14 protein-coding genes are annotated in these 14,374 nt (G+C 65.9%); 6 read left to right on the top strand and 8 right to left on the bottom strand.

Annotated features, from left to right (window positions below; genetic code table 11):
* Positions 1 to 66: 66 nt before the first annotated feature.
* The 3 genes from CUJ90_RS20735 to CUJ90_RS20745 all read left to right on the top strand — a co-directional run bounded on the left by CUJ90_RS20735 (position 67) and on the right by CUJ90_RS20745 (position 3,602).
* On the top strand, positions 67 to 1,437 hold the full coding sequence (locus CUJ90_RS20735; protein WP_208645278.1) for an ABC transporter substrate-binding protein: 1,371 nt from the start codon (positions 67 to 69) through the stop codon (positions 1,435 to 1,437).
* 2 nt (positions 1,438 to 1,439) lie between these two features.
* A complete protein-coding gene (locus tag CUJ90_RS20740) occupies positions 1,440 to 2,240 on the top strand; it encodes an ABC transporter ATP-binding protein (RefSeq protein WP_114163833.1) in 801 nt (266 codons plus the stop codon).
* A 150-nt stretch (positions 2,241 to 2,390) separates the two neighbouring features.
* Entirely contained in the window at positions 2,391 to 3,602 is a 1,212-nt protein-coding gene (locus CUJ90_RS20745) for an MFS transporter (protein WP_073430198.1), read from the top strand.
* Here CUJ90_RS20745 and CUJ90_RS20750 read toward each other — a convergent pair.
* Genes CUJ90_RS20750 through CUJ90_RS20765 form a run of 4 tightly spaced genes read right to left on the bottom strand, consistent with a single transcriptional unit; the run spans position 3,599 to position 8,042 of the window.
* Positions 3,599 to 4,282: a DUF2894 domain-containing protein gene (locus tag CUJ90_RS20750; protein WP_114163834.1), complete on the bottom strand. Its 684-nt coding sequence runs from the start codon at positions 4,280 to 4,282 to the stop codon at positions 3,599 to 3,601. The genes CUJ90_RS20745 and CUJ90_RS20750 overlap by 4 nt on opposite strands.
* Positions 4,275 to 4,922: an OmpA family protein gene (locus CUJ90_RS20755; RefSeq protein WP_114163835.1), complete on the bottom strand. Its 648-nt coding sequence runs from the start codon at positions 4,920 to 4,922 to the stop codon at positions 4,275 to 4,277. The genes CUJ90_RS20750 and CUJ90_RS20755 overlap by 8 nt, the downstream gene beginning before the upstream one ends.
* On the bottom strand, positions 4,919 to 7,276 hold the full coding sequence (locus CUJ90_RS20760) for a DUF802 domain-containing protein (RefSeq protein WP_073430201.1): 2,358 nt from the start codon (positions 7,274 to 7,276) through the stop codon (positions 4,919 to 4,921). Before CUJ90_RS20760 ends, CUJ90_RS20755 begins: the two co-directional genes overlap by 4 nt.
* 10 nt (positions 7,277 to 7,286) lie before the next feature.
* Positions 7,287 to 8,042: a DUF3348 domain-containing protein gene (locus CUJ90_RS20765; RefSeq protein ID WP_073430202.1), complete on the bottom strand. Its 756-nt coding sequence runs from the start codon at positions 8,040 to 8,042 to the stop codon at positions 7,287 to 7,289.
* Positions 8,043 to 8,296: 254 nt separating this feature from the next.
* Between CUJ90_RS20765 and CUJ90_RS32445 the strand changes: the two genes are divergently transcribed.
* The gene (locus CUJ90_RS32445; protein WP_152035370.1) at positions 8,297 to 9,109 is read left to right on the top strand and encodes a hypothetical protein; all 813 of its coding nucleotides are present in this window, start codon (positions 8,297 to 8,299) and stop codon (positions 9,107 to 9,109) included.
* Positions 9,110 to 9,137: 28 nt separating this feature from the next.
* Here the strand turns inward: CUJ90_RS32445 and CUJ90_RS20780 are convergent, their stop codons facing one another.
* Positions 9,138 to 10,238, bottom strand: coding sequence for an NAD(P)H-dependent flavin oxidoreductase (locus CUJ90_RS20780; RefSeq protein ID WP_114163836.1), 1,101 nt, complete (start codon positions 10,236 to 10,238; stop codon positions 9,138 to 9,140).
* A gap of 82 nt (positions 10,239 to 10,320) precedes the next feature.
* The gene (locus CUJ90_RS20785) at positions 10,321 to 11,232 is read right to left on the bottom strand and encodes a LysR family transcriptional regulator (protein ID WP_114163837.1); all 912 of its coding nucleotides are present in this window, start codon (positions 11,230 to 11,232) and stop codon (positions 10,321 to 10,323) included.
* Between the two features lie 314 nt (positions 11,233 to 11,546).
* Here CUJ90_RS20785 and CUJ90_RS20790 point away from each other — a divergent pair, with 314 nt between their 5' ends.
* Positions 11,547 to 12,257, top strand: coding sequence for an SDR family NAD(P)-dependent oxidoreductase (locus CUJ90_RS20790; protein ID WP_073430207.1), 711 nt, complete (start codon positions 11,547 to 11,549; stop codon positions 12,255 to 12,257).
* Between the two features lie 78 nt (positions 12,258 to 12,335).
* Complete coding sequence (locus tag CUJ90_RS20795) at positions 12,336 to 12,566, top strand: tautomerase family protein (RefSeq protein WP_073430208.1); 231 nt, start codon at positions 12,336 to 12,338, stop codon at positions 12,564 to 12,566.
* Between the two features lie 68 nt (positions 12,567 to 12,634).
* Here CUJ90_RS20795 and mctP read toward each other — a convergent pair whose 3' ends face one another.
* Together mctP and CUJ90_RS20805 are read right to left on the bottom strand one after the other, a co-directional pair.
* Entirely contained in the window at positions 12,635 to 14,116 is a 1,482-nt protein-coding gene (mctP, locus tag CUJ90_RS20800) for a monocarboxylate uptake permease MctP (protein ID WP_073430209.1), read from the bottom strand.
* Positions 14,113 to 14,310: a DUF3311 domain-containing protein gene (locus CUJ90_RS20805; RefSeq protein WP_073430210.1), complete on the bottom strand. Its 198-nt coding sequence runs from the start codon at positions 14,308 to 14,310 to the stop codon at positions 14,113 to 14,115. Before CUJ90_RS20805 ends, mctP begins: the two co-directional genes overlap by 4 nt.
* Between the last annotated feature and the right edge of the window lie 64 nt (positions 14,311 to 14,374).

The raw sequence follows: 14,374 nt of genomic DNA on the forward strand, positions 1-14,374 counted from the left end.
CCTTGCTCGTCGCTCTTCATTTCACTGCTTCATTTCACTGCTTTATTAATCAAGGCCTAACCCCGTATGAATTTCATCGACTCCTTCAAAAGGCGCGGAACGTCAGCGCGCCTGTCAGCGCACCTCGCCGCCGCGAGCCTGCTGCTGGCGCTCGGCGCCACGCCCTTTTCCAACGCGCAGGCCGCGGGCGAGGAATACTTCCCGTTGCAAAGCTATCGCGTCGGTCCTTATGCGGCTGGCGGCAGCGGCTTTTTCGGCGGCTTCATCGACTATATGAACCTCGTCAACAAGCGCGACGGCGGCGTGAACGGCGTCAAGCTGACGTGGAGCGAATGCGAAACCGAGTACGTGGTCGAAAAAGGCGTGGAGTGCTATGAGCGGCTCAAGAGCGGCCTGAACGGCGCGCCGGCGGCGGCGACCAATCCGCTCTCGGTCGGCATCGCCTACGCCACGCTCGATCGTTCGACCGTGGACAAGATTCCGCTCGTCACGATCAACCACGGCCGCACGGATTCGACGGACGGCGCGGTATTCCCCTATGTGTTCCCGCTGCAACTCAACCCGTATAGCGAAGTCTCCGCCATCGTCAATTACATCGGCCAGCAATCCGGCGGACTGACTCAGCTCAAGGGCAAGAAGATCGTCGTGCTCTATCACGGCTCGCCTTATGGCCGCGAGACGATTCCAGTGCTGGATACGCTCGCGAAAAAATACGGCTTCGAACTCACGCAGATCGAAGTGCCGCATCCGGGTAACGAGCAAGGCTCGCAGTGGCTCACCATCCATCGGATCAAGCCCGACTGGGTGATTCTGCGCGGCTGGGGCGTGATGAATCCGGTCGCGTTGAAGTCCGCGCAAAAGGTGGGCTTCCCGGCCGATCACATCATCGGCAACATCTGGAGCAACTCGGAAGAAGACGCGCGTCCGGCGGGCGACGCCGCCAGGGGCTTCATCTCGATCACCACGCATCCGTCGGGCACCGGCTTCCCGGTGATTCAAGCCATCGACCAGTACGTGATCAAGCCGGGCAACGGCAATCTGAAGGACCCGGCGCGCTTCGGCACGGTGTACTACAACCTGGGCGTCGTCAACGGCATTCTGAATGTCGAGGCGTTGCGCGTGGCGCAGGCGAAATTCGGCAATAAGCCGCTCACGGGCGAACAGGTGCGCTGGGGCTTCGAGCATCTGAATCTCGACGACGCGCGCTTGAAGCAGCTCGGCGCGTATGGTCTGGTTCAGCCGCTGAAGCTGTCGTGCGCCGATCACGAAGGCGGCGGCGCCGTGCGCTTTCAGCAATGGGACGGCCAGCAATGGAAGGTGATCAGCGGCTGGGTGCAGGCCGATCGCGCGCTGCTGCGTCCGATCATCGAGAAGTCGGCGAATGCCTACGCGAAGGAGAAAGGCATTACGCCGCGCGATTGCGGCAAGGATATCTGAGCATGAGCGCCGCCCCGATCCTCGAAGTCGACGACATCGCGGTGACGTACAGCCAGTTGATACCGGCATTGCGCGGCGTGTCGCTGAGCGTGCCGTCCGGCGCGATCGTCGCCTTGCTGGGCGGCAACGGCGCGGGCAAGACGACCACGCTGAAGGCGGTCTCCAGTCTGCTGCGCGCGGAGCGCGGCGAGCTCACGTCGGGGCGCATCGCGTATCGCGGCGAAGCGATCACCCACGCCGATCCGTGGACGCTCGCCGAACGCGGGCTCGTCCAGGTGCTGGAGGGGCGGCGTTGTTTCGCGCATTTGTCGGTGGAAGACAACCTGCGCCTCGGCGCGTTCGTGCGGCGGCCCAAACGCGCTGAACTCGAAACGGAGCTCGAACGCATCTACGGCATCGTTCCGCGGCTCAGGGAGCGCCGCGCGACGCTGGCGGGCTACGCGTCGGGCGGCGAACAGCAGATGGTCGCGATCGGCCGCGCGTTGATGGCGCGGCCTTCGCTGGTGCTGCTCGACGAACCGTCGATGGGGCTCGCGCCGCAAGTGGTCGAGGAAATCTTCGAGACGGTGGCGGCGCTCAATCGCGACGACGGTGTGAGTTTTCTGCTGGCCGAGCAGAACGCCGCGATCGCGCTGAGCTATGCGCAATCCGGTTACGTGCTCGAAGGCGGCCGGGTGGTTGCGCATGGGAAGGCGCAAGCGCTGCTGGAGCTCGATGTCCTGCGCGATGCTTATCTGGGCGGCGGCACACAACGCACGCGCGAGGGAACAGGCGGGGCAGCGCGACGGTACGTGCGCGCATAGCCCGAACGCCGACGGGAGCGGACCGGAACCGACGCGCGCGGCGATTATCATTGACAGCGCTTCAGACCTGCTGCCACGCTGACGGTCGGAACTCCGAGCGTCGGCGTGAGGTTTGACGCAACGAGTCCACACTTCCCGAGGACCCTGTCGATGCAAACCCGCCCGCGCCCGCGCGTTCTTCAGCACATTCCACGCAGTGTCTGGGTGCTGGGCTTCGTCAGCCTGTTGATGGACGTGTCGTCGGAGATCGTCCATAGCCTGTTGCCGATGTTCCTCATGGCGAGCCTCGGCGCGAGCGCGACGACGATCGGCCTGATCGAAGGCGTCGCCGAAGCCACCGCTCCCGCGGTCAAGGTGTTTTCCGGCACGCTCAGCGATTACCTCGGCAATCGCAAATGGCTCGCCGTCGCCGGCTACGGTCTCGGCGCGCTCAGCAAGCCACTGTTCGCGATCGCGCCCAGCATCGGCATCGTCGTGACGGCGCGCGTTCTGGACCGGGTCGGCAAGGGCATTCGCGGCGCGCCGCGCGACGCGCTGGTGGCCGACGTCACGCCGCCCCATCTGCGAGGCGCCGCGTTCGGACTGCGCCAATCGCTCGACACGGTCGGCGCGTTTCTCGGACCGCTGCTGGCGGTCATCATCATGCTCGCGTGGGCGGATAACTTCCGGCTTGCGTTCTGGCTCGCCGTGATTCCCGGTTTGCTCGCGGTCGCGCTGCTGGCCTTCGGCGTCGAGGAACCGGCGCGCGAGCCGGGTGCGAAGCGGGTCAATCCGATTCGCTGGGAAAGCGTGAAGCAGCTCGGCGGCGGCTACTGGTGGGTGGTCGTGGTGGGCGGGGTCTTCGCGCTGGCGCGCTTCAGCGAAGCGTTCCTGGTCTTGCGCGCGATGGGCAGCGGCGTGCCGGTTGCGCTGGTTCCTCTCGTGATGGTGGCGATGAACATCGTGTACGCGCTGTCCGCGTATCCGTTCGGCAAGCTCGCGGATACGACGAGCCACACGCGCCTGTTGATCGCCGGCCTCGTCGCCTTGATCGCCGCCGACGTGGTGCTCGCGCATGGCGCGCACTGGAGCATGGTGCTAGTGGGCGTCGCGCTGTGGGGTTTGCACATGGGGATGACGCAGGGCTTGCTCGCCACCATGGTCGCGCAAACCGCGCCCGCGCACTTGCGCGGCACGGCCTTCGGTTTCTTCAATCTGTTCAGCGGCATGGTGACGCTCGCGTCCAGCGTGATCGCGGGCGCCTTGTGGGATCGCGTGGGCGCCACGGCGACTTTTTACGCGGGAGCGGGCTTTTGCGTTTTGACGATCACGTTGCTGGTGTTCGGACGGTCGTCGGCCACGCAATCACGGGCGAACCGCTAGCGCGATTTTCCGCGCGCACTCTTGCCGGCGCTCGCCGCGCGCGGCGCGTCCTTTCCCGCCGCCGCGCCGCCGGTCATCTGCTCCATCCACGACAATGCGTCGACATAGGACAGGAACTGCTTGAGATATCCCGGCGAGAGTTCACGCATCAGCGAAAGCGACCGATGCACGAGACTGCTCGAATTGAGCGGCCCCGCATTCCCCGGCACCTGTTCGAGCGATTGCCGCAACTGCTTTTCGGTGCGAGCCCTGGAGGCAAGCTCGCGGAAGTAGTCGAGCATCTCCAGTTCCGGGTATGCGGCGGAGCGCGACGCGGCGGGGCCCGAGGCATGCACCGCCGAATGAATGCCGCCGATGTACGCGATCAACCCGGCAAGCGATTCATGAGGGGACGCACCCGGCGATGCCGCGCCGCGCGCCTCGTCGACCGCCGATGCGGCCCGCCGCTCCAGATCGCCCGCATAGTCCGCAAGCAGTGTCGACAGCCGGTCGTCGAGGATACGGCGCGCCTCGCCGCCGTGGCCGGCTGCGCGCCGTTCCAGCGCCTCGATGAAATGAAAGCGGATCGGGTTCACGCGATCGGCGCCGCGCTCGCGCCAGGCGTCGAGCGTCGCGCGGACCGCGCCTGCGTCGCGACTATCACCGCCACTATCGCGGCCACTGTCGCCGCCCCTACTCACGGGACTTCACCGTCGCGCTCGACGGCCTCGGCACAGGCGCTATTTCCACGCGCCGGTTCCTGGCCCGGCCGTCCTCGTCGGCATTCGAACTGACGGGCTGCCCGGAGCCGAACGCGGCCGCGAACACGGACGCCGAAGGCACGCCTTCGTCGATCAACGCACGCGTCACCGTCAACGCGCGCTGCGCGGACAACTCCCAGTTGTCGGCGAAGCGGCGATTGCCGTCGCGCACCTGGCGGTCGTCGGTGAAGCCGCTCACCATCAGGATTTCGTCGCGCGTCCTGAGCCAGGCGGAGAGCGGCGCGGCCAGGCTCTTCAACACCTCCCGGCCCTCGGGCTGCAACTGATCGGAGTTCAGCTTGAACAGCACGCTGCCGTTGATGCCGATGCGCCCGTTGACGAGCGTCACCCGCCCCGCCGCCAGCGGTCCGGCCAACGCCTGCTCCAGCGTCATGCGGCGCTGCGTTTCCACCTGACGCTGCTTGACCTCCTGCTCCAGCTTGCTGGAAAGCTCCATCTCCACGCCGATCACGCCGACCAGAATCAGCACGAACGCGCCGAGCAGTACCGACATCAAGTCGCCGAAAACAGGCCAGATCGGCGCCGTCTGCTCCACGCCGCCGTCGATTTCCTCGTTCATGCCGCCTCGGCTCCGGCTGAAGTCCGCTGACCGGCAAGCTGCTGCAACTCCTCGACGATCTGCTTCTGCGAGATCATGCTCAGGTCGATCACTTCGCGCGCCTGCGCGACGTAATAGGCAAGCTGTTCGTCACTGCGCGCGAGCGATTTGTCGAGCGCGGTTTCGATCCGCTGCAAGTGGTCCACCAGCTTGTCGTTCGATGCGCCGAAAGTCTGCACGGCCATGCCGAACGCTTCGCCCAGGCTCGCCACCTCGACGGCGCCGCCGGTGACCTGCGCGGCGACGGCACCGAGTTTGCCGGTCTCGAGCTCGACCTTCTCGGTGAACTGCGTGCCGACACGCTGCAGAAGATCCGCCGATGTGGCGACCAGTGCGTCGACGGCGGTGCGCTGTTCCGTGGACGCATGGTTCACGGCATCGAGCAAGGTTTCCAGCGTTTCCAGCAGACGGCTGCGTTCCTGCAGCATCGCGGTGTCGCGGACCATGCTGTCGGAGAGCTTCTGGCGCAGTTCCGCGACGACTTCCGCCGCGGCCTTGGGCGCTTCCGACGCGGCCTGCACGAGCCGTGCAATCTCCGCGATCGTTTCGCTCGCCTGCGCCTGCGTTTGAGCGGATATGTCGCGCGCGGTGCGCTCCAGCACGTCGCAGATTTCCTGTTGGCGGCTGGCGGCGTGCGTGCTGGTTTTTTCCCACTCCGCGCGCAAGGTCGCGGCCATCGAACCGAGCGATTCGGTCCATGCCGCGAGCCGCTGCTGGTCGCGCGACGCCAGTTCCGCCTGCAGGTTCGCCGCGGCCTTCGGGGCCTCGGCAGCCGCTTGCACGAGGCGGTCGATCTCGGCGATCGTGCTGCTCGCGTACGCCTGCGTCTGGGCCGATATGTCGCGCGCGGTCTGAGCCAGCGTATCGCACATGTCCTGTTGCCGGCTGGCGCTGCGCGCGCCGGCCTGCTCCCATTCCTTGCTCAACGTGGCGGCGATCGAACCGAGCGATTCGGTCCACGCCGCGAGCCGCTGCTCGTCACGCGACGCCAAGGCGCTCTGCAAGTCCGCATGCGACTCGCCGACCGTGCGCAGCAGCGCAGCCGAATGCTGCTCGAAAGTCGCCGCCGCCGCCGCGAGAGCCTGCTGGTTCTGAGCCGCGAGCTTTTCGCCGGCGCTTTCCTGCCGCGACAGCGCCGCGTTCCACGCTTGCGACACGTCGCCCGCGGTCGCTTCCAGCCGCGCGGAAACGCCATCCAGCAGGCCGGCCGAGCGTTGCTCGAAGGTCTCGGTAAAGCGGTCCAGCGACGCGCGCAGATGCCCGGCCAACGCTTCGCTCGACCGCTGGTGTTCCGCCAACGCCTTGTTCCAGATGTCGGCGACGGTCGTGGTCGTCGCTTCGAAACCGCTCGACAGTCCGTTCAACTGCCGCTCCACGGCATGCGTGACGGTGTCGTGCAACGCCGCCGTCTCGCGCGCGAGGCCCGCCATCGTGGCCTCCATCACGGGCTGCAACGCCGCGCTCGCGGCGCGGGCGCTGTCGGCGACGCTCGCCTTCAACGATTGCTCCACCGACGAGGCGAGCCGCAGGTATGCGGCCTCGGTCTTGCCGTGAAAGGCGTCCTGGCTGGCGATCTGCCGTTCGTTCAATGCCAGGCTCTGCTGCTCGATGGCCGCCATCATCGTTTGCAGACGGTCGACCAGCGTGGGCATCACGTCCGCCTGGCGCTGCAGGAGCTTGAAGGCCTCTTCGCGCTGATGGCTTCGCGAGTAGCTACGCAAGGTCGTGGCGATCTCGATGTCGAGCAGTTGCGCCGCGTGCAGCCGCTCGCGCCGGCACAACGTGGACAGCAGCCCGAGCATCGCGGAGGTGGCCACGCCCGCGATCGACGTGCCGAATGCGAAGCCGAGGCCCTTCACCGGCGCGGCCAGCGAAGCACGAATCGCCTGTAGGTCGGTCGCGCTTTCCAGCGCCATGCCGGTGCCCTTCAGCGTCGCCACCATGCCGAGCAGCGTGCCGAGCATGCCGAGCAGCACGAGCAAGCCGACGAGGTACGGCGTCAACGCCGGCCCCGGCAGCGCCACGCGCTCGCCTTCGACGCGCAGGCGCACCGCATTGCGCAAGCTCGGATGCAGGGCGTCGAGCCACGCGCCTAGACTCGACGGCGGCGCGGACAGATCCGCGACGGCACGCGTCAGGCTGGACGTGGCCTGGCTATAGCGTCGCAGTTCGAACGCGCCCGCGAGGTAACAGGCGCCGATCAACAGCGTGACGGCCAGCGCCAGCGGGTTCGAAACGACATAGCCGCCAGCGATCCAGCACACGGCGGCGAGGCCGGCCAAAAACACAACGAGGTCGATACGATATCTGGACATAGTGTCCCAGTTAGCTGGCGCGAAGGGCGGCGAGCAACCCTTCGACCGGTTGAAAACGAACATCCAGTTCGGCAAGCAGGACGCTCTGCATGTCCTTGCGGAATACGTCGAGCCATGCGCCGGGGATGTGTGCCGATGTGAGCGCCGGGGCGTTGGCGTTGGCGTTGGCTTCGGCCAGCGCCGCTTGCTCCGCCACGCGCAAGCGCTCGAAATGCCCGGCGAGCAATCCGGGCACCGCGCCGAGCACACCCCGCTCGCGCTCGGCGAGCGCACGCTCCATGACCGCATCCACCAACGCGAGCCGCGCCATCGCGGGCGTGCGCGCGGCCAGCATGCCCCGCAGACGGCCGCGCAAAGTGCCGATGCCGGTCTCCATCGTCTGCTGCAGCGAGAGATAGCGTTGACGGAACACCGCGTAGTCGACTGCCGTATCCGTGGCGGCACTAGGCGCGGACGCCGGCGCGGGTGCGCGCCGCTTCGCCGTGGCGAGAACGCTGTCGCCCGCGATGGCCTTCGCCAACGAACTGCGCACGCGAGCGCATTCTTCCTCGTCGGCGCTGCCGAAAGCGCGCGCGCCAGAGGCCACCGCGGGCGGATTGCCGTTCAGCGCCGAGGACAGCGCAATCGCGTCGGTCCAGCCGAGCCATTGGCTGAGCCGGTCTGAAAGCGATTGCCTGGATTCGGGAACGTCGGCATCCGTCAGGCGAGCCAGCAGGCGGATGAGCGCCGGGCCGCTGAAAACTGTGCGCGGGAGGATTTGCAACATACCACCGGAAGCGAAAAAGTCAGCAGTTTACACGCTGACGGCCTCGCGAGCCTCTCGTGTCGCCGTGTGACGCCGATGCAGCCTTATCCGCTCGACGCTCGGCGTGATGCGCTTTCAGGCGCACGCGTGACGAAGACAATGGGCCGCGTCGGCTCGCCGCTGCAACGTCACGTTACAAACCAGCGTTGACGTTCGCGGCGGGCAAATGGTTATCATGGGCGCATTGAATTTGCCTGAACGACCCGTTGGTTAATATGAGGAATACCGGAAAAGTATTGGTGGTTGCGTTGGTGCTTGCAGAGGTCGCGTTCGGCGCTTACTTCCTGACACACAACGAAGACCAGTCGGCGCCGCCCGCCGACGCCACCGCCACCACGGCAACGGCCGGCTCCCGACTGGACGGCACGCATATCACCGCGGGAAGCGTGGCCGGCACGGCGCAGCCCGCGTCAGGCGTGGACACTGCGGCCCGCACGGTGCAGCCCGCGCCAGCCACGAACAACGCCGCACGCACGATGCAGCCAGCGCCGTCCAAGGACATCGCGGCCCGCGCCCCGACGCAGTCGCAGTCGCAGTCGCAGTCGCAGTCGCAGTCGCAGTCGCAGTCGCAGTCGCAGTCGCAGTCGCAGTCGCAGTCGCAGGTCGGTAGCATCGCGCCTGAAACCGATTTGTCAGCAAAGCGCCCCGTGCAAGCGCCGCAGCCCAAGACACAGCCGCGTCAGGAACTCGCGCGAGCGCCGGCACCGGCGCCGGTCGAGGCTTCGGCCTCCGTCGCCGCGAAGCCGGGCAGCGTGCCGCCCAGCGCACGCGCGCGTGACAACACGAGCCGGCAGAACCCAGGATCGAACGCGGTGGCGTCCTCATTCACGGATCAGCTCGTCAAGGAGTCGGCGAAACTCGATCCTTCATTGCCGCCGCCGTCGCCGTCGGCGCCGCCTCTCGTCCGTGACGATCGGTCCCGCCGCGGTCCGAATCCGGTTGCGGCCGCGTTGACGGATCAACTCGTGCGGGAATCGTCCAAACTCGATCCGGCATTGCCGCCGCCGAATCAGCCCGGCACGAAGTGAGCGCGTGAATGGCAGGACATGTCGCGCGTTAGCCCGCCCACTGCGCCAACTGCCTCACGCTTTCCTTCAACTCGCGCTCCAGCTCGGCAAACAGTTCCGCTGCGGGCAACGACTTGGCGAGCGCCGCAGCCTGCCCCGCCCACTGCGCACCGTAGCCGAATTCGCCCTTGGCCCTGGCTGCCGCATGCAGCGCCTTTCCCGCGTCGTATGCGATCGGATACGCGGGCGGCCTCGGTGAACGTGGGTCGTCGCCGAGTTCCGTGAACCGGTTCACCATGCCGCGCGCGAGACGCCCGGAAATGGCCGTGGTGAACATGGTGTGGCGAGCCGGCTCGCCGAGCAGGGCGCGGCGGTAGCCTTCGTCGATCGAGGTTTCGGGGCACGCGACAAACGCGGTGCCGAGTTGCGCGGCCTGCGCGCCCAGCGCGAGCGCGGCGGCGATGCCCGCGCCGTCCATGATGCCGCCCGCGGCGATCACCGGCAGATCGAATTCCCTGACCAGCAGCCGCGTCAATGCAAACGTGCCCAGCCGGTCGTCGGGCGCATCCTGATCGAACACACCGCGATGTCCGCCCGCCTCGATACCTTGCGCGACGATCGCGTCGACGCCCGCGGCTGCAACCTGCGCGGCTTCTTGCGGATTCGTCGCCGAGGCGAGCAGCTTGATCCCAGCCTGCTTCAGCGCCGCGATGACTTCAGCCGATGGCAAACCGAAATGGAAGCTGACCACCGCGGGCTTTTCGTCGAGAAAAACCTGGAGCATGGCGGCGTCCACCAGGAAGCTCGTGTAGATCTCCGATAACGACGACGGCGGCGTGGCTCCGTACTGCTCGAAGTGCGGCGCGAGCCAGTTCAACCATTGCCGCTCCACGCTCGCATCGGCCATGGCCGGCTGGTGACAGAACACGTTGATGTTGAAGGGCTTCGCCGTCAGCGCGCGCGTCTCGCGGATCACCTTGCGCGCGCCCTCGGCGTTCATGGCGCCGACGCCGAGCGACCCGAGGCCGCCCGCATTCGACACGGCCGCCGCGAGCGCGGGCGTGCTCACGCCGGCCATCGGCGCCTGAATGATCGGCTTGTCGATGCCCAGTATGCGCAGCAGCGACCGGTTGTCAGTGTGAATCGTCATGTCTCGTCCTCTTCGAAATGAGCTTGTCGTCAATACCGGCACCGTGAGCCGCGATGCGCCGCGTTCGATAACCGGTGATGCGCTACGCTTGCAGCCGCTCCATCAGGAAATCGACGAAGCAGCGTACACGCGACGTGAGATGCCGCGCGTGCGGATAAAGCAGAATGAACGGCCGCGAAGCCCCGCCGTAGGGGATGAGCAGTTCCTTCAGCGTGCCGTCCGCAAGGTCCTTCTCGACCACGAACCGATAGGTCTGAAACAGGCCCGCGCCGTGACGCGCCAACGTCACGCCCGCGAGCACGTCGCCCGACGATCCATAGTTTCCGCGCGTGACCATCTCGACGCTCTCGCCGTCGCGAATGAACTGCCACGGCAGGTTGCGGCCGCTGCTCGGCAACTCGTATTGAATGCAATCGTGATTGAGCAGATCGTCCAGCACTTTCAGCTTGCCCGCGGTGCGCAGATAGCCGGGCGATGCCACCACCACCAGTTCCGCACCCTCGATCTTGCGCGCGATCAGCCCCGAATCCTGCGGCGCGCGTCCGCGGATGGCGAGGTCGAAGCCTTCGTCCGCGAAGTCGATGTTGCGGTTGCTGAGGTGCGTTTCGACCGTGACTTGCGGATAGCGCGCGCGAAACTCAGCCAGCAACGGCAGAACCCGGTAATGGCCGTAGGGCGTCGGCATGCTGATGCGCAGCACGCCTGCAGGGGTGGCCTGTTGCCCGGTCGCTTCCCGCTCCGCATCCGCGAGTTGCCGAAGCGCCTCGCGGCATTGCTCGAAGTAGCGCCTGCCGAGATCGGTGAGGCGAATCTGCCGGGTCGTGCGGACGAACAGCCGCGCGCCGAGGCGCTTTTCGAGCCGTGCCACCGAGCGGCTCACCGCCGCCGGCGTGACGCTCGCGGCGGCGGCCGCGCTCGTGAAGCTGCCCAGTTCCGCCGCAAGGCAGAACAGTTCGATGCTGCCGAGAAGAAGGTCGTCAAACTGACGCTGCATGGTCTCTTAAGGACGTGGGTGCGGTATCGGTCTCGCGCGAAGTGCGAAGCAGGACCTGGCTGCGAGCTCTGCGGAGTACCGCATGATACGACGCGCTTCCGGTTACGTTCCAGCGTGCCGGCTCTGCCCGTCCACACCTGCCGCGCCCCCTCATCCGCCGCGTGTCCCGCCCCGCCTCATTTGTTCCCGTCCGTCACAAGTGTTTGTCCGCGCCGGGTATTCGAACTTCACGCGAATGCGCCTAGATTGGGCACCTATCGGAGCCGCTGGCCCGATCGGCAGGAAAGCCGATTCAACATTTTCGGAGATGGATCATGAGCAACTCACAAAAAGTCGTCGTCGTTACCGGTGCGTCGCAAGGCATTGGCGCGGAGGTCGTCAAGGCATTCCGCGAGCGCGGCCACCGCGTGGTCGCCACCGCGCGCAGCATCAAACCGTCGGACGATTCCAACATCGTCACCGTGGCCGGCGACATCGCCGACCCCGACACCGCTCGCCGCGTGATCCGCGAAGGCGTGGCGCGCTTCGGCCGCATCGACACGCTGGTCAACAACGCCGGCATATTCGTCGCGAAGCCCTTCACGTCCTATACCGCCGAGGACTACGCCGCGGTGACAGGCGTGAACCTCGCCGGCTTCTTCCACATCACGCAGTTGGCCATCGCCGAAATGGAGAAGCAGTCGAGCGGGCATATCGTCACGATCACGACGGCGCTCGCCGATCACGCGATCGACGGCGTGCCGTCGGTACTCGCCTCGCTGACCAAGGGCGGACTGAACGCGGCGACGAAATCGCTCGCGATCGAATACGCGAAACGCGGCATTCGCGCCAACGCCGTGGCCCCCGGCATCATCAAATCGCCGATGCACGCGCCCGAGACGCACGCGGCGTTGGGCGCGCTGCATCCTGTCGGCCACATGGGCGAGATGAGCGATATCGTGAACGCCATCGTGTATCTGGATTCCGCGCCGTTCGTCACGGGCGAAATCCTGCATGTGGATGGCGGTCAAAGCGCCGGCCATTGAGCTTGCATGCAGCGCGATTGATTCGACCGGGCGCCGCCAGCCGGCGTCCCATTCCGAGCCACGAACCAGGAGAACACCATGCCGATCGTCACGATTCAGGTGACCCGCGAGGGCACGAAACCGGGCGCCGATTCCGTCACGGCGAATGAAAAGGCGCAACTCATCGAGGGAGTGAGCCAGCTACTGCTCGACGTGTTGAACAAGCCGCTGGAGGCGACGTTCGTCGTCATCGAAGAGGTGGAGAAGGAGAACTGGGGATGGGGCGGGCTGCCGGTCGACGAATATCGAAAGCAGCGCGGCTTGAAGTAGAAAGGTTGACCGGCGCCGCGGAGAGAACCCGCGGCGCCGGCCGGGCAACACCAAACAAGGCAAGACAATCAGGCAGTGACCGCCACTCTACGCGGCGACAAAACCGACACGGCGAAACTCACGACCACATTCGCCGCCAGCGCGATCAAGCCGATATAGACCGGATAGACCGCGTCGCCGAGATGCAATGCGAACACCGGCTTGAGTCCTTGCGAGATCGCGAGGCCGCTGCCGAGCACGATGCCGACGAGCCAGCCCATGAACAGGCCCGGCGTATTCAAGCGCCGCGTGTACAACGAGAACACGATCGCCGGGAAAATCTGCAGGATCCACACGCCGCCGAGCAATTGCAGATCGATCGCATACTGCGTCGGCAGGAACACGATGAACAGCAGCGCGCCGAACTTCACGACCAGCGACACGATCTTCGCGTTGGCCGCTTCGGCTTGGGGCGTGATATTCGGCGAGACCAGCGGACGCCACAAATTGCGCGTGAACAGATTCGCCGCGCCGATCGACATGATCGCCGCCGGCACCAGCGCGCTGATCGCGATGGCCGCGGCCGCGAAGCCGACGAACCACGACGGGAACAGCGTATTGAACAACGCCGGCACCATGTCCGAAGCCGATTTCACATGCACGCCGGCCGCGATCGCCATGTAGCCGAGCAGCGCGATCAGACCGAGCAGCAACGTATAGGCCGGCAGGAAAATCGCATTCTTGCGCACCGTATTCGCCGACGAGGACGACAACACCGCCGTCATCGTATGCGGATACATGAACGCGGCCAGCGCCGAGCCCAACGCCAGCGACGCATAAGCGGTGAATTGCGCCGGCTTCAGAATGATGCCGGTCGCGCCGCCCTTGGCCTTGAAGTACGTATCGGCCGCGTCGAACACGTGCGCGTAGCCGCCGAGCTTCGCCGGAATCAGCCACACCGCGGCGATCACCACGATATAGATCATGATGTCCTTCACGAACGCGATCATCGCCGGCGCCCGCAGGCCGCTCGCATACGTGTAGAGCGCGAGAATCACGAAGGCCACGATCAACGGCATTTCGCCGCTCACGCCGAGCCCCTTGATCACGACCTGCATGCCCACCAGTTGCAGCGCGATATACGGCATCGTCGCGACAATGCCGGTGATCGCCACCGCCGCCGGGAACCACTTGCCGCCGTATTCGCCCTGCACGTAGTCGGCGGCCGTGATGTGGTTTTTCGCATGCGCGATCTTCCACAGCTTCGGCATCACCGCGAACACGAACGGATAGACGATGATCGTGTACGGCAACGCGAAGAAGCCGTATGCGCCCACCGAATACACCAGCGCGGGCACCGCGATCACGGTGTAGGCGGTATAGAAGTCGCCGCCCACGAGGAACCACGAGATCACCGTGCCGAACTGGCGGCCACCCAGGCCCCACTCGTGCAATTGCGTCAGGTCGCCCCGCTTCCAGCGCGCGGCGAAAAAGCCGATCACGGTGACGAGAACGAAGAACGCGATAAAGACGGTCATCGCAACCGGATTCACAGGATTCAGATCGCTCATTTGGCACCTCGATACACGACGTAAATCAGCAGCGAGGTCAACGGCACCCACAGGAACTGATACCAGTAGAAGAACGGGAAGCCCGCGAACGAGGGACGCGTGTCGTTATAGAACGGCAGCCACAACAGCGCGACGTACGGAAGCAGAAGGATGAGCCATAGCCATGAGCGGCCGGCGGGTCTGGATGTCTCCACAACATCTCCTGATGTCTATTATTGAAAGCGCGCGCCATGACTCGTGGCCGGGCGCGCGGAACAC

It is taken from the genome of Paraburkholderia terricola (assembly GCF_003330825.1).
Lineage (GTDB): Bacteria > Pseudomonadota > Gammaproteobacteria > Burkholderiales > Burkholderiaceae > Paraburkholderia > Paraburkholderia terricola.